The organism is Azospirillum aestuarii, assembly GCF_016632405.1.
In the GTDB taxonomy this organism is placed as follows: Bacteria; Pseudomonadota; Alphaproteobacteria; order Azospirillales; family Azospirillaceae; genus Azospirillum; species Azospirillum aestuarii.
This window is the reverse complement of record NZ_JAEPIV010000003.1, coordinates 286,282-308,217: the sequence shown is the minus strand read 5'-3', so window position 1 is coordinate 308,217 and position 21,936 is coordinate 286,282. Positions and strand designations below refer to the sequence as shown.

Genomic DNA, 21,936 nt, shown 5'->3' with positions numbered 1-21,936 from the left:
AGCGGCAATGAGTGTCGGGATGCCCGGCTATGCGAGGAAGGGGAGCGTGATTACCCCTGACAAATCGATAATGTGAAAAAGACGTCGCATTATGGGCCTGAGATTGGCCTTGTTGTCGTCTGTATTGCTTAGATGTTTTTGGTGTTCTTGTCGGGAAAATACCCTGGAATTCGATAATATGTCATCGGGGCGAGGTGTTGAAGGGGATTCTTGAATGAATGTCCTTAGGGTGTCGGCATTTTGAATGATCTAACAATGATGCAAAGTTAATCGACGACCGATGGGATAGAGGAGGCATCCGTTATTGCGTGGGGTATCTGGAGTCCGACCGGGCTTTCACGATGAATTCGTGTCTTCGACGGGGAAGTTGGTCACGGCCCCGTCTTCTCCACCCAGCCTGCCTCCCGCACCGCCGTCGCATAGCTGCGGCTGACCGGTACGCGCAGGCCGTTGCGCAGAACCAGCACCAGCTTGCCGTCGGGCTTGCGCTCCACCCTGGCGACGGCCGCCGCGGCGACCCAGTGGGAGCGGTGGACCTGCATACCGTCCAGCCCGGCCAGCTCGGCGATGGCGTCGCGCAGGCGCATCAGGATCAGGTCGCTGCCCTCCGCCGTGTGGACGCGGACGTAATGGTCCTCCATCTCCAGCGCCAGCAGGTCGCGGCCGAGCCGGGCGGGCAGGCGGGCGAGGAAGGCGGGCTCCGCCGAGGTCGCCGGCGGGCGGTCCGGCAGGGGCGGGGGCGGCGTGGGGGCGGCGAGAAGCCCGCGGTCGCGCAATTCCAGCCAGACCGGGATGGCGGACACCAGCAGGGTGACGAGGACGACGTAGACGGAGAGTTCCGCCAGACCCAGCGGGTCCAGCATGTCCTTGCCGCGCAGCGACTTCTCCAGCAGCGCCACGGCCAGCGTCATCGGCGCCGCCACCGCCAGCGTCACCCCGGCCAGCAGGGCGCGCCACGCCTCCGGCCTCTCGCTCAGCAGGCGGCCGGCGGCCAGGGTGAGAAGCTCGAAGGCGAGGCCGCCCAGCCCGATCAGACCGACCCAATAGGCCAGCCGCTGCGTCAGCGTCAGGTCCGCGAAGGTGCCGAAGGGACCGAGCAGGGCCAGAACCAGCGCCGCGCCGAGCAGAACCGGCACCCGCCGGCCCAGCAGGCGGCGGCGGTAGGGCGTGCGGGGCCGTCCCGTCGCGGATGTGTCCATGGCGTCACGCAAGGTCACGCGCTGGCGGAGCGGGCGGACTGTTCCAGTGACTTGATGTGGGACAGGCCGGGCAGGATTTCCGACTTCACGAACTCCATGCGCCGGTTCGGGCCGCCGCCGCCGCGGGCGAAGCGCGCCTTCCACAGGTCCATCTTCACCGCCAGACCGCACAGCACGCCGCCGATGGTCACGTGGTGGGACGCGATCAGCTCGCGGATGGAATGGAAGGTCTCGGCGTTGATGTCACGCCAGAAGTCCTTCGACCGGTTGTCGAAGCTCTCGAACCGTCCGGTGATCGAAGTGGAGATGTCGGTCAGGTCGCGGCTGATCTCGTCGAGCATGCGCATCTGCCGGGCGTCGCGCTTGACCTCGGTGGAGCTGCGGATCTCGGCCATCCAGGAGAGGAAGCGCTGGATCTCCGGGACGATGTCGTCCAGGCATTTCTTGAAATAGGCCAGCGACAGGAAGATGTCGCCGTATTCCTCAAGGAACTGCGGGATCTCTCCAAGCTCGATGTCCAGCCGGTCGGCCATCATGCGCAGATTGCGCAGCGCCTCGTCCCGGTTGGGGTTGGAGAACATGCCGATGATGTCCTTCACGTCCTGGACCTGCATGTCCTCGGACCCGTAGACATACTCGACCAGCGGGCGCGTGAAGACGCGCATGTAGTTGGTCAGCTCCTCCTTCTTGCGGTCGGACAGGGTCAGCGACTCGATGCTGTTGACATCGATGTTCATCCGCCGCAGCTCGATGCGGGAGGTGTAGACGTCGAAGCTGGAGGCGGCGGCGATCTTCTCGATCTTGACGAGATCGCGCTCCACCTCGTCCTTGTAGGATTCGAAATAGGCGGTGAGGTGGCGCGGCGAAACCTGCCCGCTGCCGGTCTGGACGTCGTGGAACATCTCGACGACGGTCTGCAACCGCACGTTCTTGATCAACCGGGCGTGCTGGAGTCCCGGCGTTTCCAGCGGGATGGCCGACAGCGGCATGATGTGCAGCGCGTCGCGGGCCTCGTCCTCCCACTGCCTGCGCCGGCCTCCGCCCTGAGGCCGGGCCGATTTGTCCCCCGCAACCTCGGCCGCGGCTTCGCTGGTGTCTGCCCCGTCGCTCAATGCCATCTCCCCGCAAGCCGGCGCCCATCCGCCCGCTTGGCCACTTTCGAGGTCCCCCACAAGGATAGCGGGTTGCGGGGGGCAGGCAAGGGTTGAAGGGGGCGTCCCGGAGCAATGTCATAGCACCGCTCGTACAGAAACGAAAAGGGCCGGCCCGCGGCGGACCGGCCCTGTCGCAACCTCCGGGGAGGTTTCCGTGGGAGACCTGCGGGCGTCAGTGGACGCTCAGCGGCTCCATGTCGTTCTGGCGGACGGTGGCGAAGGCCACGTCGCGCTCGGCCAGCACCGTCAGGGGCGTGCCGTCGGCGGCGTGGACGGAGAAGGCCGGGGCGTCGTCGACGGTCACCGGCCGCACATAGGCCACATGGTCCAGCCCGAAGGTGGCGAAGTCCTGGGGCGACAGTTGGCGCAGATAGGCTGCGGCCTTGTCGGTATCGAAGCTGTTCATGACGCAGTCCTTTGGACGAATCGGTCGAGGAGGTGTGGGCGGCCAGTCTCAGGCTGGTCGGGCGCCGGGCCGGTCAGGCGTCGCCGCGGTCGGGAGCGACGTCGATGGTCTGCGGTCCGGCGGTGCCGCTGGCGGCCTGGGCGGGCTGCTCGATCTTGATGGTGCGGACCTTCGGTTCCGGCAGGGGCCGCTTGAGGTCGATGTTGAGCAGGCCGTTGTCGAGCGAGGCGCCGACCACCTCGATCCCCTCCGCCAGCACGAAGCTGCGCTGGAACTGCCGGGCGGCGATGCCGCGGTGCAGGTAGATGCGCGAGCGGTCGTCGGTCTGGCGGCCCCGGATGACGAGCTGGTTGTCCTCGATCTGGACCGACAGGTCCTCGGAGGTGAAGCCGGCCACGGCCAGCGTGATGCGCAGGCCCTCGTCTCCGATCTGTTCGATGTTGTAGGGCGGATAGCCTTCCGCGGAATTCTTGGCGATGCGGTCCAGCGTGCGCTCGAACTGGTCGAAGCCCAGGAGCAGCGGACTGTTGAAGAGCGAAAGACGTGTCGTCACGGCGCATCCTCCTCGAGAGGCGAGCGAGTTGCACATTGGGCCCGTTTCCGGCGCCCGGCTGGCTGGCGGCCCGAAAGGGGAGGATCGGCGCCGCTTCGTCATAGATTGGGGTAGGCCGCCCGGCGGTCAAGGTTCGCCGTTGCGGCAAAGCGCACCCGCCGCTTCGGCGGGGCCGCCAGCGCCGGGACGTCAGGCGAGGGGATTGGCGGCCGGTGCCGTGAAGACGAAGCGCCGGCTCGACCAGTAGTTCCAGGCGAAGGTGACGGCGGTCGCCGCGATCTTGGCGGCCAGCGGCGGCACGGCGGGGACCAGCAGCCCGACCACCAGCGTGGACAGCCCCAGCCCGACAAGGTTGAAGGCCAGGAACAGCGGCAGGCGGCGGGCCATCGGGGCCGCCTCCCGGCGCAGGCGGAAGGTCCAGCTGCGGTTCAGCAGGAAGCTGCACAGCACCCCGGCTCCGTAGCCCACGGCGTTGGCGGCCAGCACGGGCGTGCCGGCCAGCGACACCAGCGCCAGGAACAGCGCGAAATCCACCCCGGTGTTCAGCAGGCCGACCGCGGCGAAACGGATGGCCGTCCAGGGAACGGCCCGTCCACGGCCTTCCGTGCCGCTCAACTGTTGGCCTCGCTTTTGACCTCGATGCGGGAGAAGGCTCCGGCGGCCGCGGCGATGCCGGTTCCCAGATGCACCACGACGGGCTCCGGCACGGCCTGCCCGCCGGCACCGGCGGCGGCGGTCCGGGCGGCGGCGTGGGCGGCGGCCTGGGCGGCGATGGCGTCGGGATGGCGGGCGATGCGGTCCACCACGAACAGCGGCCGCTGCTTCGTCTCCATGTAGAGCCGCCCCAGATACTCGCCCAGGACGCCCAGGATCAAAAGCTGGGTGCTGCCCAGCACCAGCGAGACGACCATCACGCTGGTCCAGCCGGGAACCGTCGCGTGCTGGGCCCAGCTCACCAGCGCGTAGCCCAGCGCCAGCACGGCGCACAGCGCGAAGAAGAAGCCGACGTAGGAGGCGGCGCGCAGCGGCTTGATGGAGAAGCTGGTGATGGCGTCCACCGCGAAGCGGATCATCTTGCCCAACGGGTACTTGGTCTCGCCGACGGCGCGGGCCTGCCGGTCGTAGGGCAGCGGCTCCTGCTTCAGCCCGATCCAGCTCACCATGCCGCGGATGAAGCGGTGCTGCTCCGGCATGGCGTTCAGCACCTCCAGGGCGCGCCGGCTCATCAGGCGGAAATCGCCGGTGTCCTTGGGGATCTCGATATCGACCAGCCGGTCGAGCAGACGGTAGAACAGCGCCGCCGTGCCCTTCTTGAACCACGTCTCGCCGTCGCGGGCCATGCGGGTGCCGTAGACCACGTCGGCCCCGGCGTCCATGCGGGCCATCATGGTGGTCAGCAGCTCCGGCGGGTCCTGCAGGTCGGCGTCGATGATCAGGATGCGCTCGCCCCGGCAGACATGGAGGCCGGCGGTCAGGGCCAGCTGGTGGCCGTGGTTGCGCGACAGCCGCACCCCCGCCACGGCCGGATCGTCGCGCACCAGATCGGCGACGCGGCTCCAGGTGCCGTCGCGCGACCCGTCATCGACCAGGATCAGCTCATAGCTCTCCCCGACCTCGGCGCGGCAGGCCGCGGACACCCGGCGGTGCAATTCGCCGATCCCCTCGGCCTCGTTGTAGCAGGGAACCACCACGGACAACCGCGGGGTCCCGGCAACGGCGTGCTGCATAAACCTTCTCCCGTCACCGCCTCCCGTCCACGCTCCAGGCCCGATGGCAATCCCGGCGATGGTGTTCACGGCGTGAAACCCAACGGAGGTCCTCTTCGGGCGAAAGCGCAGTCTTCGGGCGACACCGGCGCGGTACCGCCGGCATCCCGCTTCCGCAACGGGATTGCAGGCCCTTTTGCCCCGTCGGAATTCGGTACTAACCCGGTCATGCCGCCGCAGCGCCGGGCCGGCTGGCGGAAGTCCCCGGAACGTCACAGACCTATGGAATTTGCGACGATTGCCGGCGCGGACGGGGTCCCCCGAAGGGCGTGGTGCGGTGCGGGACGCGGGATCTTTTCCGCCCCGGCGCGGCGCGGCTCCGCCACCCCCTATGGCGATGCCGGGCGGGTTGCCTCTGCCGGGTTGCCCAGGATGGATGACCACCTCCGGCGCGGCACGCCCTTTGCGTGACTGGGGCCGACGGGCGGACCGAAACGGAGCGGCGTCCCCCCGTATGCCGGGAATGCGTCGCACGATGCGAATTCGCATCGCGCCGCACTGGCAAAATGCGAAGCGGGACCGCTAGGGGGTTGCAATGAGCATGGTGTCCAGTGAACTGCTGCTCGGGCTGGCGCAGAACATCGGGCTGTTCGCGGTCGTGGCGGTCGTCTTCCTGCAGATTCGCGGCCGGGCCGCCGGCTGGCCGGCGCCGGCGGCCAACGTTCTTCTGGGCCTGATGTTCGGCGCGGTGGCGGTGCTGGGCATGGCCGACCCGGTGCGGGTGGCGCCGGGCCTGTTCATCGACGCGCGCAACGTGATGGTCGGGCTGGCCGGTCCGTTCGGCGGTGTCCTGGCCGCAGTGGCGGCGGCGGCGGTGTCCGGAGCCTTCCGTTTCTGGCTGGGCGGGCCGGGAGCCGTGGCGGGGGTTATCTCGCTGGTCGGGGCCGGGCTGATCGGCATGCTGGTGGGGGCGGCGGCGCGGCGGTCCGGGCGGTTCGGCAATCGCCATCTGGCCGCGCTGGCCCTGCTGGTGACGGTGATGGCGCCCTTCAGCTTCCTGCTGCTGCCGCCCGACATGGCGTTCCGCATGTTCGAAACGACGCTGGTGCCGTTGAGCCTTGGAAACCTTCTCGGCACGCTGGCGCTGGGCACCTTCCTGCGCAAGGAGCAGGAGCGCTGCGATCTCCAGATCGCCCTCACCGAAAGCCAGCGCCGCTTCGCCGCGACGGTGGCGAACCTGCCGGGCGGCGTGTATCAGCGGGTGCTGACGGTGGACGGCCGGCTGCGCTTTCCCTATTGCAGTCCGGGCTTCTTCCAGGTGATGGGGCTGCCGGCGACCGAGCGGGTGACGCTGGAGTCGCTGAACCGCATCCTCCACCCCGAAGACCGCCCGCGCCTGTTCGCCTCGATCCACGCCTCCGCCGAGACGCTGGAGCCCTGGAGACTCGAATACCGGATCCTCTGGCCGGACGGCGACATCCGCTGGATCAGCGTCTCCAGCCGCGCGGCGCGGCGCGACAACGGCGACATCGTGTGGGACGGCATCGTCACCGACGTCACCGAGATCAAGCGCAACGAGCAGGCGCTGATCCAGGCCCGCCTGGAGGCCGAGGCGGCCAGCCGCGCCAAGGCCGAATTCCTGGCGACCATGAGCCATGAGATGCGCACCCCGCTGAACGGCATCCTGGGCTTCGCCCGCCTGCTGCTGGACGAGGAGCTGACGCCCCGGCAGCGCCGCCACGCCCGTCTGGTCCGCGACGCCGGCCGGTCGCTGCTGACCGTGATCGAGGACGTGCTGGACTTCGCCCGCATCGAGGCGGGGCGGCTGGTGCTGAACGACGCCCCCTTCGCCATCCGCGACCTGATCGCCAATTGCGAGGCGGTGCTGCGGCTGGAAGCGCAGGCCAAAGGGCTGACGCTGCACGCCGCCATGGCGCCGGACGTGCCGGACTGGCTGCGCGGCGATCCCGACCGGCTGCGGCAGGTGGTGCTGAACCTGCTCGCCAACGCCGTGAAGTTCACCGAGCATGGCGGCGTCGGCCTGACCATCGTGAAGATCGCCGACACGCCCGCCGGGCCGCACCTGACGATCGCCGTCACCGACACCGGGATCGGCATTCCGCCGGACCGGCAGGGCCAGCTGTTCCAGCGCTTCAGCCAGATCGACCGGTCGCGCGGGGGCACCGGTCTCGGCCTCGCCATCAGCCGGCGGCTGGTGGAGATGATGGGCGGGACGGTCGGGGTGAAGAGCCAGGCCGGCGTCGGTTCCACCTTCTGGCTGTCGCTGGTGCTGCCCGAAGCCGATCCGCCCGTCGGCAACGACGCCCCTTGCGCGGCGGAACTGCTGGTTCACCGCCGTCCGGCGCGCATCCTGCTGGCCGAGGATCTGGCGATGAACCGGGAGCTGATCATGGCCATGCTGCAGGGGGCGGGCCACCGCGTGGGCGCCGTCGCCAACGGGCGGCAGGCGGTGGAGGCGGTGCAGCGCGGCGCCTACGATCTCGTGCTGATGGATGTGCATATGCCGGAAATGGATGGGCACGCCGCCACACGGGCGATCCGCGGCCTGCCGCCGCCGGTGGGGACCATCCCGATCCTGGCGATGAGCGCCAGCGCGCTGCCCGACGAGGTGCAGCGCTGCCACGACGCCGGCATGAACGGCCACATCGCCAAGCCGGTGGACCGCGCCACCATGCTGGACGCGATCGACGGCGCGTTGGGCTGGGCCATCCAGGGCGGTCGGACCGCCGAAGACCCGGACGGCGCGGCACAAAAGGGCGCCATGCCCGAGACCTTCACGGCGGTGGAGCCGAACCCGCTCCGTCAGCCGCTCGACCGCGCGATGCTGGTCCGGCTGTCCGACGAGTTGGGGGAGGAGGCGTGCGCCCGTCTGGCCGCCGCCTTCCTCGACGAGTTGCCGCGGCGGATGAGCCGCCTGCGCACGGGCAGCGAATCCGGCTGCCCGCTCGCGGAAGCGCAGGCGCTGATCGCGCCGTCGGCCAATCTGGGGCTGGTCCGTCTGGCGTCCGCCTGCCGCGCGCTCAGCGCCGCCCTCCGCGCCGGCCGCCGGCACGAGGCGGAGGGGCTGGCCGGCAACGTCCTCGACGCCGCGGAGGAAGGGGCGGAAGCTCTGCGCGACGCGCTGTCCCGCGGCCGGGGGGGCAGCCATTTCAAGTCTCTTGCGAAGGATATCGTCCGGACGCCATAATTCCGATGTGCGGCAACTTTCTCTCCTCCGGCGTGCGCCGGACCTGGCGGACACCGGCAATGGACGAAGCTTTTTCGACGGGGGAGGGACCCGCCGCGGCCCCCCGCACGCGGCTGCGGACGCTGTTGACGACCATCGTCGGGGTGATCGCCCTGTTCGGAGTCGGCCTTTGGGGGGCCGCGACCTGGGCCGACCGCGAGGAGGCGGTGAGCCACGCCCGCGACCGGACGCTGAGCGCCGCCCGCCTGCTGCACGAGCATGTGCGCCGCACCGTGGCGACAAGCGATCTCGTTCTGCAGCGCGTGGACGACCGGCTTCGCCCACGGGAGGTCGAGGCGGTCGGGCGCGACCTGCCGCTGTGGCAGGAGCTGCGCGCGATGTCCGACGCCATGCCGGAGGTCAGTTCCATCTGGATACTCGACGCCGCCGGAAACGGGCTGCTGACCACGCGCCAGTTTCCGTCGCCGCCGATGAACAACGCGGACCGCGCCTTCTTCAAGGCTCACCGGAACGGCGAGGCGTTCCACATCGGCGGGATGATCCGGGGCCGGCTGACCGGCCAGCCGACCTTCACCATCAGCCGCCGGATCGGGACGGTGGAGAATTTCCAGGGCGTCGCCAACATCGCCCTGGACCTCGATTATTTCCGTTCCTTCTTCGACGGGCTGAACATCGGACGCGGAGGCGCCGTCGCCGTGTACCGCGAGGACGGGACCCTGCTGTTCAGCCTGTCGGGCCTGGACACCGCCGCATCGCTGTCCGGGGCACCGTCCGGGGCACCGCCCGACACGCCTCCGGTCACCCGCCCGATGGATGAGGCGCCGCGGGCCACCGGCGGCACGATCTTCAGCCAGTCCCCGGTGGACGGATCGGAACGGATCGTCGCCAACCTGCGGGTTCAGGATCTGCCGCTGATCGTGCAGGTCGGCATGTCGCGGGACGAGGCGCTGACGCCCTGGCGCGAGCGCACGGTCCACGGCGGCCTGCTGGTCCTGCTGGCGGTGGCCGCCTGCGCGGCGCTGGCGATGGCGGCGGCGCGCAGCCTGTCGCGCGAGGAGGTGGGGCGCCGCCGGCTGGCCGAGACGAACGCCGACCTGGACGCCACCGCCCGCAGCCTGGAACTGGCCAACCGCGCCTTCGCCGGGGCCAACCGCCGGCTGAACCTGATCCTGCAATCGGCGTCGGAAGGCATCTGCGGCGTGGACCGCGACGAGCGGATCACCTTCGCCAACCCCGCCGCCTGCGCGCTGACCGGCTACAGCAACGAGGAGATGCTGGGCCGCAGCCTGCATGTGCTGCTGCACCACACCCGCGCCGACGGCACGCCGGCGCCGACCATCGACTGCCCGGTCTTCGAGGTGCTGCGCACCGGCGAGGCGCGGGGCGGGTCGGAGGACATCTACTGGCGCAAGGACGGCACCAGCTTCCCCGTGGAGTTCGCGGCCTCGCCCATGCTGGAGGACGGGCGGGTGGAGGGGGCGGTGGTCGTCTTCCACGAGATCGCCGAGCGCAAGCGGGCCGAGGAGGCGCTGCGCCAGTCCAAATCCGTGGCCGAGGCGGCCAGCCGCGCCAAGAGCGAATTCCTGGCCAACATGAGCCACGAGATCCGCACGCCGATGAACGCCATCCTGGGGCTGGTCCATCTGCTCCAGCAGACCGACCTGTCGACGCGCCAGCGCGACTACGCCCAGAAGATCCGCGTGTCGGCGCAGTCGCTGCTCGGCATCCTGAACGACATTCTGGACTTCTCCAAGGTGGAGGCCGGCAAGCTGGAGCTGGAACGGGTGGAATTCCGCCTGGACGACCTGCTGCAGAACCTCGCGGTGATCGTCGGCGCGGCGGCGCAGGACAAGGACATCGAGGTTCTGTTCTCGGTCGGGCCGGAGGTTCCGCTCGACATCGTCGGCGACCCCTTGCGCCTTCAGCAGGTGCTCATCAACCTCGCCGGCAACGCCATCAAGTTCACCGAGGCGGGGGAGGTGGTGGTGTCCGTCCGCGCCGTCGAGGTGACGGAGGAGCGGGCGGTCCTGACCTTCTCCATCCGCGACACCGGCATCGGCATCGACGCGGAGCAGAAGGAGCGGCTGTTCCAGGCCTTCAGCCAGGCCGACAGCTCCACCACCCGGCGTTACGGCGGCACCGGCCTGGGGCTGGCCATCTGCACGCGGCTGGTCACCCTGATGGGCGGCGTCATGGATGTGACGAGCGAGCCGGGCCGGGGCAGCGATTTCCATTTCACCGCCGTTTTCGGGAACGCTGTCTTCGGGCAGGGCGCTTTCGGGAATGCCGGGCGGGCGGGGGAGCGTCCGTCGCGGTTCCGCGCCGTGCCGCGCGGCCTGTCGGTGCTGGTGGTGGACGACAACCTCACGGCGCGCGAGGTGCTGGGCGAGCTGGTCGCCTCGTTCGGCTGGCGGGCCTCGCTCTGCGCGTCCGGGCCTGAGGCGATCGTGGTGCTGGAGCGCGCGACCGCCGACGGGCAGCCCTACGACATCGTGCTGATGGATTGGAAGATGCCGGGGATGGACGGTCTGGAGACCTCCCGCCGCATCCGCGAGGACGGGCTGGTGAAGGCCCCGGTCATCATCGTGGTCTCCGCCTTCGGCCGCGAGAGGATGGGCGCCGCGTCGGGGGATGCGGGAACGCCGGATCTGGGCCTGAGCGGCGCGCTGGTGAAGCCGGTCACCGCCTCCTCCCTGCTCGACGCGGTGATCGACGCCTTTGGGCAGAGCGCGGAGGGCGAGGCGCTGGAAACCACTGCGCTGCACGCCTGCGCGCCGGTTCCCGTCGGCCTTCTCCGGCCGCCGCAACGGCGCCCGCTCTTCGGGCAGCGCCTGCTGCTGGTGGAGGACAACGGCATCAGCCAGGAGGTGGCCCGCGAGATCCTGGAGCGCGCCGGCGCCCGCGTGACCCTGGCCGGCAACGGGCGCGAGGCCGTCGCCCGCGTCGAGGAGGCCAATCCGCCCTTCGATCTCGTCCTGATGGACGTGCAGATGCCGGAAATGGACGGATTCGAGGCGACGCGCCGGCTGCGCGCCCGGCCTGCCGGGCAGGGGCTGCCGATCATCGCGATGACCGCCAGCGCCCTGCCGTCCGACCGGCAGCGCTGCCTGGACGGCGGCATGGACGACCACATCGCCAAGCCCATCGACGTGGAGCAGCTGTTCTCCGTGGTGACCCGCTGGCTCGGCCAACCGGCGACGCCCGGCATCCCGCTGCTGCCCAAGGCCGTGCCGTCCTATGCCCGTGGAACGCTTCCTGCCGAACTGCCGGGCATCGACGTGAAGGACGCGCTGCACCGCCTGGACGGCGACGTCGGGCTGTTCCGCAAGTTCGTCACCGATTTCGCCCGGACCTACGACGGCGTGGCGGACGGCATCGCCTCCGCCCTGGCCGCCGGCGACCTGCCGCGGGCCAAGGCGTTGGGGCATGAGCTGAAAAGTCTGGCGGGCAACATCGGTGCGCGGACGTTGTCCGCCGCCGCGGACGCGGTGCAGGTCGCCGCCTTCCGCGGGGACGGGGCGGCGGCGGCGCAGCAGCTGCCGGTGCTGCGCGCGGAGCTTGAGGCGGTGCTGGACTCCGCCGCCCGGCTGGCCGTGGCGCCGGGGCACGCCCCCGGCGTCCCCCCCGGCCCCCCTCCGGGTGGTGACGGTCCGACGATGGACATCGCGACGCTGGAGCCCATGCTGGAGCGTTTCGCCCGGCTGCTGCGCGACAGCAACTTCGCCGCCGCGGAGGAGTTCGCCATCCTGGCGCCGCCGCTGGCCGACTGGATCGACCCGGTGGCCATGAAGGCGCTCTCGTCGGCGGTCGACGGCCTCGATTTTACAAAAGCTCAAGGAATTTTGCGCAGGATCACCCAGGACCTCGGCCTGTCCCTTCCGGCCGACTGACCCGCTTCACACCAGGAACCGCCTTTCAGGAACCGGCCACCAGGAACCGAACATGACCGACGCACGCTCCAAGATCCTGGTGGTCGACGACATCCCGTCCAACGTGCATGTGCTGAGCCGCATCCTGAAGGACGACCACGAAATCTATTTCGCGACCGACGGGGCGAAGGCGCTGGAACTGGCGCAGTCCCGGCTGCCCGATCTCGTTCTGCTGGACATCATGATGCCGGGCATGGACGGCTACGAGGTCTGTTCCCGCCTCAAGGCCGATCCGATCACCCGCGACATCCCGGTCATCTTCATTTCCGCCAAGAGCGAGGTGGAGGACGAGACCTACGGGCTGGAGGTCGGCGCCATCGATTTCATCTCCAAGCCGATCAGCCCGCCGATCGTCAAGGCGCGGGTGCGCAACCACCTGCTGCTGAAGCGGCAGACCGATCTGCTGCGCACATTGTCCTTCGCCGACGGCCTGACCGGCATCGCCAACCGCCGCCGCTTCGACGAGGTGCTGCTGCGCGAATGGCGGCGCTGCGCACGGGTGCAGCTTCCGCTGTCGCTGATCATGCTCGATGTCGACCAGTTCAAGCCCTACAACGACCATTACGGCCATCAGGCGGGCGACGAGTGCCTGCGCGCGGTGGCCCAGCTCCTGGCCGGGCAGATGATGCGGCCGGGTGACCTGATCGCCCGCTACGGCGGCGAGGAGTTCGTCTGCCTGCTTCCCGAAACCGACGAGGACGGGGCGGTCCAGGTGGCCGAACGCCTGCGCGGGACGGTGGCCGACCGGCGCCTGCCCCACGCGGTGTCCCATGTCGCCGACCACGTCACCATCAGCCTCGGCGTCGCCACCGCCCAGCCGATTCTGGACAACACGCCGGACCGGCTGACCCAGCTTGCCGACGGCCTGCTCTACGAGGCCAAGCGCGCCGGCCGCAACCGTGTGTGCAGCGGCGGTGTGGAGGTTGCGGTATAAGGGGCCGACCTGAGGCATCACGGATGCAGCCATGACCGCGGCCAGAGCCGGAGACGGCACCGCAAACAGCGACCGGCGTCCTTGTTCAGCGACCGACGTGCGCGGGCGCGGTTTTTCCAGCCGTGCCGCCCTGCCGGTCATGGAAGGCTGGATCGACGCCGCCGTCGCCCCTCTGCCGCCGCTTGCCGTGCCTCTCGCCGATCTCGCCGCCACGCTGGCGGAGGGCGTGGTTCTCGCCGCTCCGGTGACCGCGCCGGGGAATTGGCCGCCCGCCGACCGGGCCGCCCGCGACGGCGTGGCGGTGGCCTCCAGCGACACGCTGGGCGCCGGCTCCTACAACCCGGTTCCGTTGCCGGGCGCCGTGACGGTCGCGGCGGGCGAGCCGATGCCGCCGGGGACCGACGCCGTCCTGCCCGTGGAGGCCATGCAGACCGATGGTCCCTTCGTCGAGGCGCTGGGCAGCGCCGCCCCGGGCGAGGGCGTGGAGCGGCAGGGGGAGGGGCTGCGCGCCGGGACGGTCCTGCTGAAGGCCGGGCACCGCTTGCGCCCGCAGGATCTTGGATTGCTCGCCGCGCTGGGGATCGACGTCGTGCATGTCGGCGCCCGCCCGCGGGTGCGGATCGTGCTGGCCGGTGGGCCGCGGTCCGGACCCGAAACGCTGTGCGCGATGCTGGCCGCGCTGGTGGCGCGGGATGGCGGCGTTGTGGAGCTGGTGGGGCCGCTGCCGGCGGACCGCGCCGCCCTGGCCGCCGCCTACGCGGCCCCCGGCGCCGACCTGCTGATCTCCGCCGGCCGCACCGGGGTGGGGGAGGACGACGTGGCACCCCTGGCACTGGCCGACGCGGGAGGGCTCGCCTTGCATGGCGTGGCCCTGCGCCCCGGCGACTCGGCGGCGCTGGGATGGGCCGGCGGCATGCCCGCGGTGTTGCTGCCCGGTGAACCGATGGCCTGCCTGACGGCCTATGAGCTGCTGGCCGGGCGGGCGGTGCGCCGCCTGGGCGGGCGGGACCCCGCGCTGCCGCATCCGGCGGTCCCCGCCGTGACGGTGCGCAAGCTGGTGTCGGAGATCGGCTGCACTGAACTGTACCGCGTGCGCCGGACGGCGGATGGGATGGTCGAGCCGGTCGCCTCCCCACACCGGCCGGGTCTGGCCGGGGCGGTGCTGGCCGACGGCTTCGTGCTGATCCCGGCGGACAGCGAGGGCGTTCCCGCCGGGGCGACCGTGACCCTGCGCTGTTTTGACGGTACAAATCTCTGAACGGCATCGAGCGAGGGGGGAAGGGCGTGTCCAACCAGGACATCCGGCGAATCGACATCCGGCGTTTTGTCGCCCAGGCGGCCCGGCAGGAGCAGTTCCTCGAGGTGGTGGGCCGCGACGAGGCCGAGGCGCGCTTCCGCCGCCACCTCGACCTGACGCCCAAGGGGGCGGAGACGGTGCCGCTGGGCGCCGCGCTGGGCCGCGTGCTGGCCGCCGACGTGGTGGCTGAGGTCGATGTCCCGGGATTCGACCGTTCCTCGGTGGACGGCTTCGCGGTGCGCGCCGCCGACACCCAGGGGGCGGGTGAGGACACACCGGTCGTGTTGCGCCTGAACGAGGAGGTGCTGTCCGCCGGGCGCGTCCCGGCGCTGACCGTCGCCCCCGGCACGGCCACCGTGCTCGCCACCGGCGGCATGTTGCCGCGCGGCGCCGACGCCGTGGTGATGGTGGAGCACACCGAATCGCATGAGGAGGGTGACGCCCTTCTGGTGGAGATCCGCAAGCCGGTGGTGCCCGGCGCCTTCGTCGCCGCCGCCGGGTCGGACATCGGGCGCGGTGAGACGGTGATGCGCCGCGGCCAGCTGCTGACCTCGCGCGAGATCGGCGTGCTGGCCGCCATCGGGCGGGCCGAGGTCTCGGTGGTCCGCCGCCCCCGCGTGGCCATCCTGTCCACCGGCGACGAGATCGTCGCCCCCGGCGAGCCGATCCGGCCCGGCGCCGTCTATGATTCGAACGCTGCCATCCTCGCCGCCGCGGTGGAGGAGCTGGGCGGGGAGCCGGTCCGGCTGGGCATCGCCCGCGACGACGAGGCCGAACTGGCCCCGCTGGTCGAGCAGGGGCTGGCCTGCGACGCGCTGCTGCTGTCGGGCGGCACGTCGAAGGGGGCGGGCGACCTGTCCTACCGCATCGTCAACCGCCTGACCGACCCCGGCATCGTTGCGCACGGCGTTGCGCTGAAGCCCGGCAAGCCTCTGTGCCTGGCCGTAACGAAGGGCAAGCCGGTGGTGATCCTGCCCGGCTTCCCGACCTCCGCCATGTTCACCTTCCACGAATTCGTCGCCCCGGTGCTGCGTGCGCTGGCCGGCCTGCCGCCCGCGGCGAAGGAGACCGTGGACGCGACGGTGCCGATGCGGCTGGGATCGGAACGGGGCCGGACCGAATATGTGATGGTCTCGCTGGTGCGCGGGGCGGACGGACTGCTGGCGGCCTATCCGCTGTCCAAGGGCTCTGGCGCGGTGACCGCCTTCAGCGCGGCGGACGGCTTCATCGCCATCGACCCGCAGGCCGAGGCGGTCGAGGCCGGCACCCCGGTGTCGGTCCAGCGCATCGGGCGCGACACCCGCCCCGCCGACCTGATCGTGATCGGCAGCCATTGCGTCGGTCTCGATGCCATCACCGGCCGTCTGGTCGAAGAGGGGCTGACGGTCAAGGCGCTGAACGTCGGCTCGATGGGCGGCCTCGCCGCCGCGCGGCGCGGCGAATGCGACGTCGCGGCCATCCACCTGATGGACCCGAAGAGCGGCGAGTACAACCGCCCCTTCCTGACCCCGGCGCTCGGCCTCGTGACCGGTTACCGCCGCCTTCAGGGCATTGTCTTCCGCAAGGGCGACGTTCGTTTCGAAGGCAAAACGGCCGAGGAGGCCGGTCTGGCGGCGGCGCAGGACCCCGACTGCATCCTGGTCAACCGCAACGCCGGCAGCGGCACGCGCATCCTGACCGACCGGCTGCTGGGGGCGGCGCGTCCCACCGGTTACTGGTCGCAGGCCAAGTCGCACAACGCCGTGGCGGTGGCGGTGGCCCAGGGGCGCGCCGACTGGGGCGTCGCCATCGAAAGCGTCGCCACCCTCTACGGGCTGGGCTTCCTGCCCCTGCAGGCGGAGCATTACGACTTCGTGATCCCCAGCGACCGCCGGGACCGGCCGGCGGTCCGGCGCTTCCTGGCGGCGCTGGCCGATCCGGCGGTGCGGGAGAGGCTGACGGCGCTGGGCTTCACCGTTCCGGAAGCGGAATGAACTCCGTCTCGCCGGGAACGGCGTCGAACCGCCCGGCCTTCCATTCGGCCTTGGCCTGTTCGATGCGGTCCTGGCGGCTGGACACGAAGTTCCACCAGATGTGGCGCGGGCCGTCCATCACGGCGCCGCCCAGCAGGATCAGGCGGGCGGGGGTTTCGGCCTCCACCGTCACCGCGTCGCCGGGGCGCAGCACCAGGAGCCGCCCGGCCTCGAAACGGTCGCCGTGGATCGTGACGGTGCCGTCGGCAATGTAAAGCGCCCGCTCCTCGGTCTCGCGGTCGATGGGCAGGCGGGCGCCGGCGTCCAGCGAGGCATCGACGTACAGCGTGTCCCACAGCGTGTTCATGGGCGAACGTACACCGTACGCCTCGCCCGCGACGACGCGCAGCCGCTTGCCCTCGCCCTCCACCACCGGCAACTCGTCGGCGCCGAGATGGACGAAGGCGGGGTCGGTTTCCTCATGGGACTTGGGCAGGGCGACCCAGGACTGGATGCCCGACAGCAGCCGGTCGCGCCCGCGCTCGTCGGTGGCGGAGCGTTCGGAATGGGCGATGCCGCGCCCGGCGGTCATCCAGTTCACCGCCCCCGGACGGATCGGCAGCACGGTGCCCAGGCTGTCGCGGTGCAGGATCTCGCCGTCGAACAGGTAGGTGACGGTGGCCAGCCCGATGTGCGGGTGGGGGCGTACGTCGATGCCCGCCCCGGCTTTCAGGATGGCCGGCCCCATCTGGTCGAGAAAGACGAACGGCCCGACCATCCGCTTGCGGACAGAGGGCAGGGCGCGCCGCACCTCGAATCCGCCGATGTCGCTGGTGCGCGGAACGACCACCGTTTCCAGCCAGCCGTCCGGAGACTCGGTCGATGTTGGCGCCGTCGTCATGCGTGTCCTCCCGTTCCCGAAGCCTGTTCCCAATGGTGGGTGCCACCAACAGGTGGGGACCGGCGCCGCGAATGGGAGGGGGAAAGCGTTCAGTGCTTGGGGGTGCCGCAGCCGCCGCTTCCGCAGCCGCAGCCGCCCGCCGGGGCGGTGACGTGGATGGCGCCGCGCGCCGTGGCCAGCAGAACGTCCAGCGGGATGCCGGTGGCCTTGGCGAGATCGCCCAGGCTGGCGCTGTCGGGCACGCCGACGCCGGGGTTGAAGACCGGATGGATCTGCGCCAGCCGGCTCACGGCGTCCGGATCGACGGCGTTCAGCGCGCCCAGGGTGGTGTCGCCTGTCAGGGTGTTGGCGATCAGGATGTCGGCCATGGCGTGTCCGAAGCGGGAGGGAACGGGAATCGGCGGAAGCCGACGGTGCCGCCCGACCAAAGAGCGTTCCTTGACGCCTGTCAAGACGGTGGCAGCGGGTGGGATGGCAGGAAGCCGAGGCCCGAAACGCCAAAGGGCCCGCGCGGTGTTGCGCAGGCCCTTCGGGTGTTTGGTGGAGCCAAGGAGGATCGAACTCCTGACCTCTACAATGCCATTGTAGCGCTCTCCCAGCTGAGCTATGGCCCCGAAACTCTGGGCGGCGAGCCTTGCGGCCAGCCTCGGTGGAGCGGGATATTGGTCAGGACGGGGGGGCGATGCAAGAGAAAAATTCAGCCCCGCCCAGCTTTTTTCCGCTCACCCGGAAGAGCGCCGGTCAGCGCTCCTCCTCGTCCTCGCCTTCGACGTCGACGACCTCGTCCATGTCGTCCTCGCCCAGCTCCGAGGTGTCCTCGATCAGGACGTCGTCCTCATCCTCGGGCGTCTCGTCGGTTTCCTCGATGTCGTCGACGGACACGTCGTCCTCGACCTCATCGAGTTCCGGCGACTCCTCGGTCTCGGTCTCGACATCCTCGTCCTCCGAGGAGACCACCGGGGCCTTCTTGACATCGTCGACCGGCGCCGGGCGCGCCTTGCGGGACTTCAGCAACGCCTCGGGATCGAACTGCGCTCCGCAGCTCGGGCACACCGGCGGGTCCTTGCGCAGATCGTAATAGCGCGCGCCACAGCTCGGGCAGATGCGCTTGACGCCCCATTCGGGTTTGGCCACGCCTCGTCCTCCGTCACGTTCCTAGGGAATGCCCAATTCGGGAATTGCAAGCCGCGCCCTTTGCCACGCCAGCGGGCGCTTGTCAAAAAAAAGTTCGCTGAATGTCGCCGGTGACGTGGCGGGGCCGGTGGCCGGTGCCAAACTTCAACCCTGCGGTGGTCCATCGGTCCGCCGACAAGGATACCATGATAAAAGGGGGAGGAACCCGATGCCGATCCTGCTGTCCCGCCGCTGGCGGGCGCTGCTGTCCGCCGGCCTGTTGGCGGCGCTGCCGCTGGCGGCCCTCGCCCAGACGGCGCCGTCGCTCGCCCCTGGCGCCGCGGGTGATGTGGCGCCGGAGCGCGCGACCGGACGCGGCAGCCGCAGCGTCGACACCGCCGCGCGCCATATGGTGGCCGCCGCGAATCCGCTGGCGGCGGAGGCCGGGCGGGACATCCTGCGCGCTGGCGGCAGCGCGGTGGACGCGGCCATCGCCGTGCAACTCGTGCTCAATCTGGTGGAGCCGCAAAGCTCCGGCATCGGGGGCGGCGCCTTCCTGGTCCATTACGACGCCGCAACGAAGGCGGTGACCTCCATCGACGGACGCGAGACGGCGCCGGCCGCGGCGACTCCGGAGCGTTTCCTGGGGGCGGACGGCAAACCGATGCCCTTCTACGACGCGGTGGTCGGCGGGCGGTCCGTCGGGGTGCCGGGCACGGTGATGCTGCTGGAGCATGCCCACCGCACGCACGGCAAACTGCCCTGGCCCCGCCTGTTCGAGCGCGCCATCGCGCTGGCCGAAACCGGCTTCACGGTCAGCCCACGGCTGAACGGCCAGCTGGCGATGGAGAAGCATCTGCCGGGCAACCCCACGGCGCGCGCCTATTTCTACCAGCCGGACGGCACGCCCTGGCCGGTCGGCCATGTCCTGAAGAACCCGGAGTTCGCGGCGACCCTGCGCGCCATCGCTGAGAATGGCTCCGCCGCCTTCTACGAGGGACCGATCGCCGCCGACCTCGTCACGGCGGTGACCGGCCACCCGACCAACCCCGGCGACATGACCGAGGCCGACTTGAAGGCCTATCGGGTGAAGGAGCGGGAACCGGTCTGCGGCCCCTACCGCGCCTACACCCTGTGCGGCATGGGGCCGCCCAGCTCCGGCGGGGTCGCGGTGCTGCAGATGCTGGCCTTCCTGGAGAGCCGCGACATGGCCGCCACCCGCGGCGATCCGGCGCTGGCGGCGCACTGGATGTCGGAGGCCGGGCGACTCGCCTTCGCCGACCGCGGCCTCTATCTGGCCGACCCGGATTTCGTGTCGGTGCCGGTGAAGGGGCTGCTCGACCGTGGCTATCTGGCGAGCCGCGCCGCCCTGGTCGGCGAGCGGTCGATGGGCAAGGCCCAGCCGGGCGAACCGCCCTTCCGGCAAGGCCGTGCCTGGGGCTTTGCCGAGGCCGAGGAGCACGGCACCAGCCACATCTCCGTGGTGGACGGCGCGGGCAACGCCGTCGCCATGACCACCACCATCGAGGACGGCTTCGGCTCCCGCCTGATGGTGCGCGGCTTCCTGCTGAACAACGAGCTGACCGACTTCGCCTTCACCCCGACGGAGGACGGCAAGCCGGTCGCCAACCGGGTGGAGCCGGGCAAGCGTCCGCGCAGTTCCATGGCGCCGACGCTGGTCTTCCGCGACGGCGCCCTGGTCGCTTCGGTGGGGTCGCCGGGCGGCAGCAACATCATCAACTACGTGGGCAAGACGCTGGTCGCCCTGCTCGACTGGAACCTCGACCCGCAGGCGGCGGTGGACGCCCCCAACTTCGGCAGCCGCAACGGCCCGACCGAGCTGGAGCAGGGCACCGAGGCGGAAGGCTGGATCGCGGCGCTGGAGGCGCGGGGGCACATGGTCAAGGCGATGGAGCTGACCTCCGGCACCCAGGCGATCATGGTGACCGGCCAGGGGCTGTCCGGCGGCGCCGACACCCGGCGCGAGGGGGTGGCGGTCGGGGATTGACGGGGGCGGTTTGACAAACAACTTGGCTGGTCTTTTCACCACAGAGACGCAGAGACACAGTGAGCTCACCGCCGCGGGGATGATTGACCTCCGTGTCTCTGTGGTTCACACCCCATCCCGATTCTTGAACCACCCCGGAGCCGCTGCCTCGCCATTGCGTGGGCGCCCCTCGCTTCGTTCCCGCCTCTGTGCTAGGTACTCCGCCCTGGTAACATTCTTGTCTGGGGAGTCCTCCCATGCTGCAGGCGAAGCCGCTTCGCTCATCCTCCACCGGCGCGCTGGCCGGCACCATCCGCGTGCCGGGCGACAAGTCGATTTCGCACCGGTCGCTGATGCTGGGTGCCGTCGCGGTGGGCGAGACCGTCATCCACGGCCTGCTGGAAGGGGAGGACGTGCTGAACACCGCCGCCGCCATGCGCCTGCTGGGCGCCCAGGCGGAGCGCGGCGGGGACGGCGTGTGGCGCGTGCGCGGCGTCGGTCTGGGCGGGCTGGCGGAACCGGCGCAGGTGCTCGACATGGGCAACAGCGGCACGGCGGCGCGCCTGCTGATGGGCCTCGTCGCGTCGCACCCGATCACCTGCGTCTTCACCGGCGACGCCTCGCTGAACAAGCGCCCGATGGCCCGCGTGACCGGCCCGCTGGAACAGATGGGCGCACGCTTCGTCGGGCGGTCGGGCGGGCGGCTGCCGCTGACCGTGGTCGGCAGCGACCGCACGGTGCCGATCACCTACCGCCTGCCGGTGGCCTCCGCCCAGGTGAAGTCGGCGATCATCCTCTGCGGCCTGAACACCGCCGGCACCACCACCGTCATCGAGGCGGAGCCGACCCGCGACCACACCGAGCTGATGCTGCGCCACTTCGGCGCCACCGTGACGACCGAGCGGATGGAGGACGGCGCGCTCGCCGTCTCCGTCACCGGCCAGCCGGAACTGACCGGGCGCACCATCGTGGTGCCCGCCGACCCCAGCTCCGCCGCCTTCCCGGCGGTGGCGGCCCTGTTGCGCCCCGGTTCGGAGCTGCTGCTCCCCGGCGTCGGCATGAACCCACGCCGCACCGGCCTCTACGACACGCTGGTCGAGATGGGCGCGAACATCGCCTTCGAGAATCGCCGCGACGAGGCGGGCGAGCCGGTGGCCGACCTGCGGGTCAAGCACGGACCGCTCAAGGGCATCGTCGTCCCGGCGGACCGCGCCCCCAGCATGATCGACGAATACCCGATCCTCGCCGCCGCCGCCGCCTGTGCGGAGGGCACCACCGTGATGCTCGGCCTGAAGGAGCTGCGCGTGAAGGAAAGCGACCGCCTCGCCATGGTCGCCGACGGGCTGACCAAGTGCGGCGTGAAGGTCGAGGTCGGGGCCGACGACAGCCTGACCGTCTACGGCACCGGCAAGCCACCGCAGGGCGGCGCCACCGTCGCCACCGCCATGGACCACCGCATCGCCATGAGCTTCCTGGTGCTGGGCATGGCCACATCCGAGCCGGTCCAGGTGGACGACGGCGCCTTCATCGACACCAGCTTCCCCGGCTTCGTCGCTCTGATGAACGGCGTCGGCGCCAAGATCGCGGGGGCGTAAGG

Annotated in this window: 16 protein-coding genes and 1 tRNA gene; 7 read left to right on the top strand and 10 right to left on the bottom strand. The window is 70.5% G+C overall.

The features are described 5' to 3' along the window. Positions 1–371: 371 nt before the first annotated feature. The 6 genes from JJL56_RS10810 to JJL56_RS10785 all read right to left on the bottom strand — a co-directional run bounded on the left by JJL56_RS10810 (position 372) and on the right by JJL56_RS10785 (position 5,039). Positions 372–1,199 carry a LytTR family DNA-binding domain-containing protein gene (locus tag JJL56_RS10810; protein ID WP_200485120.1) on the bottom strand — a complete coding sequence of 276 codons (828 nt, stop codon included), beginning with the start codon at positions 1,197–1,199 and terminating at the stop codon, positions 372–374. A 14-nt stretch (positions 1,200–1,213) separates the two neighbouring features. Beyond that, positions 1,214–2,311, bottom strand: a complete 1,098-nt coding sequence (locus JJL56_RS10805; RefSeq protein WP_145625527.1) for a hypothetical protein — start codon at positions 2,309–2,311, stop codon at positions 1,214–1,216. Positions 2,312–2,525: 214 nt separating this feature from the next. Then, complete coding sequence (locus tag JJL56_RS10800; protein WP_038525869.1) at positions 2,526–2,759, bottom strand: DUF1150 family protein; 234 nt, start codon at positions 2,757–2,759, stop codon at positions 2,526–2,528. 73 nt (positions 2,760–2,832) lie between these two features. Beyond that, positions 2,833–3,312 carry an Hsp20 family protein gene (locus JJL56_RS10795; RefSeq protein ID WP_014239222.1) on the bottom strand — a complete coding sequence of 160 codons (480 nt, stop codon included), beginning with the start codon at positions 3,310–3,312 and terminating at the stop codon, positions 2,833–2,835. Between the two features lie 189 nt (positions 3,313–3,501). Next, positions 3,502–3,927 (bottom strand): GtrA family protein, encoded by a 426-nt coding sequence (locus JJL56_RS10790; RefSeq protein WP_145625526.1) that lies wholly within the window; start codon positions 3,925–3,927, stop codon positions 3,502–3,504. Next, positions 3,924–5,039 carry a glycosyltransferase family 2 protein gene (locus tag JJL56_RS10785; RefSeq protein ID WP_145625525.1) on the bottom strand — a complete coding sequence of 372 codons (1,116 nt, stop codon included), beginning with the start codon at positions 5,037–5,039 and terminating at the stop codon, positions 3,924–3,926. Before JJL56_RS10785 ends, JJL56_RS10790 begins: the two co-directional genes overlap by 4 nt. Positions 5,040–5,613: 574 nt before the next feature. Between JJL56_RS10785 and JJL56_RS10780 the strand changes: the two genes are divergently transcribed. From JJL56_RS10780 to JJL56_RS10760, 5 genes are read left to right on the top strand one after another with little or no spacing between them, the layout of a single operon-like run. Then, positions 5,614–8,226, top strand: coding sequence for an ATP-binding protein (locus JJL56_RS10780; RefSeq protein ID WP_200485119.1), 2,613 nt, complete (start codon positions 5,614–5,616; stop codon positions 8,224–8,226). Positions 8,227–8,285: 59 nt separating this feature from the next. Next, positions 8,286–12,116 carry a response regulator gene (locus JJL56_RS10775; protein ID WP_200485118.1) on the top strand — a complete coding sequence of 1,277 codons (3,831 nt, stop codon included), beginning with the start codon at positions 8,286–8,288 and terminating at the stop codon, positions 12,114–12,116. Positions 12,117–12,168: 52 nt separating this feature from the next. Further along, on the top strand, positions 12,169–13,089 hold the full coding sequence (locus tag JJL56_RS10770; protein ID WP_200485117.1) for a diguanylate cyclase: 921 nt from the start codon (positions 12,169–12,171) through the stop codon (positions 13,087–13,089). Positions 13,090–13,120: 31 nt separating this feature from the next. Further along, the gene (locus tag JJL56_RS10765; protein WP_200485116.1) at positions 13,121–14,347 is read left to right on the top strand and encodes a molybdopterin molybdotransferase MoeA; all 1,227 of its coding nucleotides are present in this window, start codon (positions 13,121–13,123) and stop codon (positions 14,345–14,347) included. Between the two features lie 26 nt (positions 14,348–14,373). After that, on the top strand, positions 14,374–16,359 hold the full coding sequence (locus tag JJL56_RS10760) for a molybdopterin biosynthesis protein (protein ID WP_345772564.1): 1,986 nt from the start codon (positions 14,374–14,376) through the stop codon (positions 16,357–16,359). Here the strand turns inward: JJL56_RS10760 and JJL56_RS10755 are convergent. The 4 genes from JJL56_RS10755 to JJL56_RS10740 form a co-directional block, all read right to left on the bottom strand. Then, on the bottom strand, positions 16,337–17,239 hold the full coding sequence (locus tag JJL56_RS10755; protein WP_200485115.1) for a pirin family protein: 903 nt from the start codon (positions 17,237–17,239) through the stop codon (positions 16,337–16,339). The two genes, JJL56_RS10760 and JJL56_RS10755, sit on opposite strands and share 23 nt — an antisense overlap. Before the next feature lie 89 nt (positions 17,240–17,328). Beyond that, positions 17,329–17,607, bottom strand: coding sequence for a hypothetical protein (locus tag JJL56_RS10750; RefSeq protein WP_183177320.1), 279 nt, complete (start codon positions 17,605–17,607; stop codon positions 17,329–17,331). Between the two features lie 170 nt (positions 17,608–17,777). After that, positions 17,778–17,853: transfer RNA gene (locus tag JJL56_RS10745), tRNA-Ala, on the bottom strand. Positions 17,854–17,980: 127 nt separating this feature from the next. After that, positions 17,981–18,373 carry a TIGR02300 family protein gene (locus JJL56_RS10740; protein WP_145625516.1) on the bottom strand — a complete coding sequence of 131 codons (393 nt, stop codon included), beginning with the start codon at positions 18,371–18,373 and terminating at the stop codon, positions 17,981–17,983. 208 nt (positions 18,374–18,581) lie between these two features. Here JJL56_RS10740 and ggt point away from each other — a divergent pair, with 208 nt between their 5' ends. Further along, complete coding sequence (gene ggt / locus JJL56_RS10735) at positions 18,582–20,360, top strand: gamma-glutamyltransferase (protein WP_200485114.1); 1,779 nt, start codon at positions 18,582–18,584, stop codon at positions 20,358–20,360. A 236-nt stretch (positions 20,361–20,596) separates the two neighbouring features. Next, a complete protein-coding gene (gene aroA, locus JJL56_RS10730; protein ID WP_200485113.1) occupies positions 20,597–21,934 on the top strand; it encodes a 3-phosphoshikimate 1-carboxyvinyltransferase in 1,338 nt (445 codons plus the stop codon). Positions 21,935–21,936: the final 2 nt, after the last annotated feature.

What these genes read in the sequence shown, in the direction of transcription:
- JJL56_RS10755 (WP_200485115.1), bottom strand. Translation starts at nt 17,239, where the DNA reads ATGACGACGGCGCCAACATCGACCGAGTCTCCGGACGGCTGGCTGGAA.
- JJL56_RS10750 (WP_183177320.1), bottom strand. Translation starts at nt 17,607, where the DNA reads ATGGCCGACATCCTGATCGCCAACACCCTGACAGGCGACACCACCCTG.
- JJL56_RS10785 (WP_145625525.1), bottom strand. Translation starts at nt 5,039, where the DNA reads ATGCAGCACGCCGTTGCCGGGACCCCGCGGTTGTCCGTGGTGGTTCCC.
- JJL56_RS10810 (WP_200485120.1), bottom strand. Translation starts at nt 1,199, where the DNA reads ATGGACACATCCGCGACGGGACGGCCCCGCACGCCCTACCGCCGCCGC.
- aroA (WP_200485113.1), top strand. Translation starts at nt 20,597, where the DNA reads ATGCTGCAGGCGAAGCCGCTTCGCTCATCCTCCACCGGCGCGCTGGCC.
- JJL56_RS10775 (WP_200485118.1), top strand. Translation starts at nt 8,286, where the DNA reads ATGGACGAAGCTTTTTCGACGGGGGAGGGACCCGCCGCGGCCCCCCGC.
- JJL56_RS10800 (WP_038525869.1), bottom strand. Translation starts at nt 2,759, where the DNA reads ATGAACAGCTTCGATACCGACAAGGCCGCAGCCTATCTGCGCCAACTG.
- JJL56_RS10770 (WP_200485117.1), top strand. Translation starts at nt 12,169, where the DNA reads ATGACCGACGCACGCTCCAAGATCCTGGTGGTCGACGACATCCCGTCC.
- JJL56_RS10780 (WP_200485119.1), top strand. Translation starts at nt 5,614, where the DNA reads ATGAGCATGGTGTCCAGTGAACTGCTGCTCGGGCTGGCGCAGAACATC.
- JJL56_RS10765 (WP_200485116.1), top strand. Translation starts at nt 13,121, where the DNA reads ATGACCGCGGCCAGAGCCGGAGACGGCACCGCAAACAGCGACCGGCGT.
- ggt (WP_200485114.1), top strand. Translation starts at nt 18,582, where the DNA reads ATGCCGATCCTGCTGTCCCGCCGCTGGCGGGCGCTGCTGTCCGCCGGC.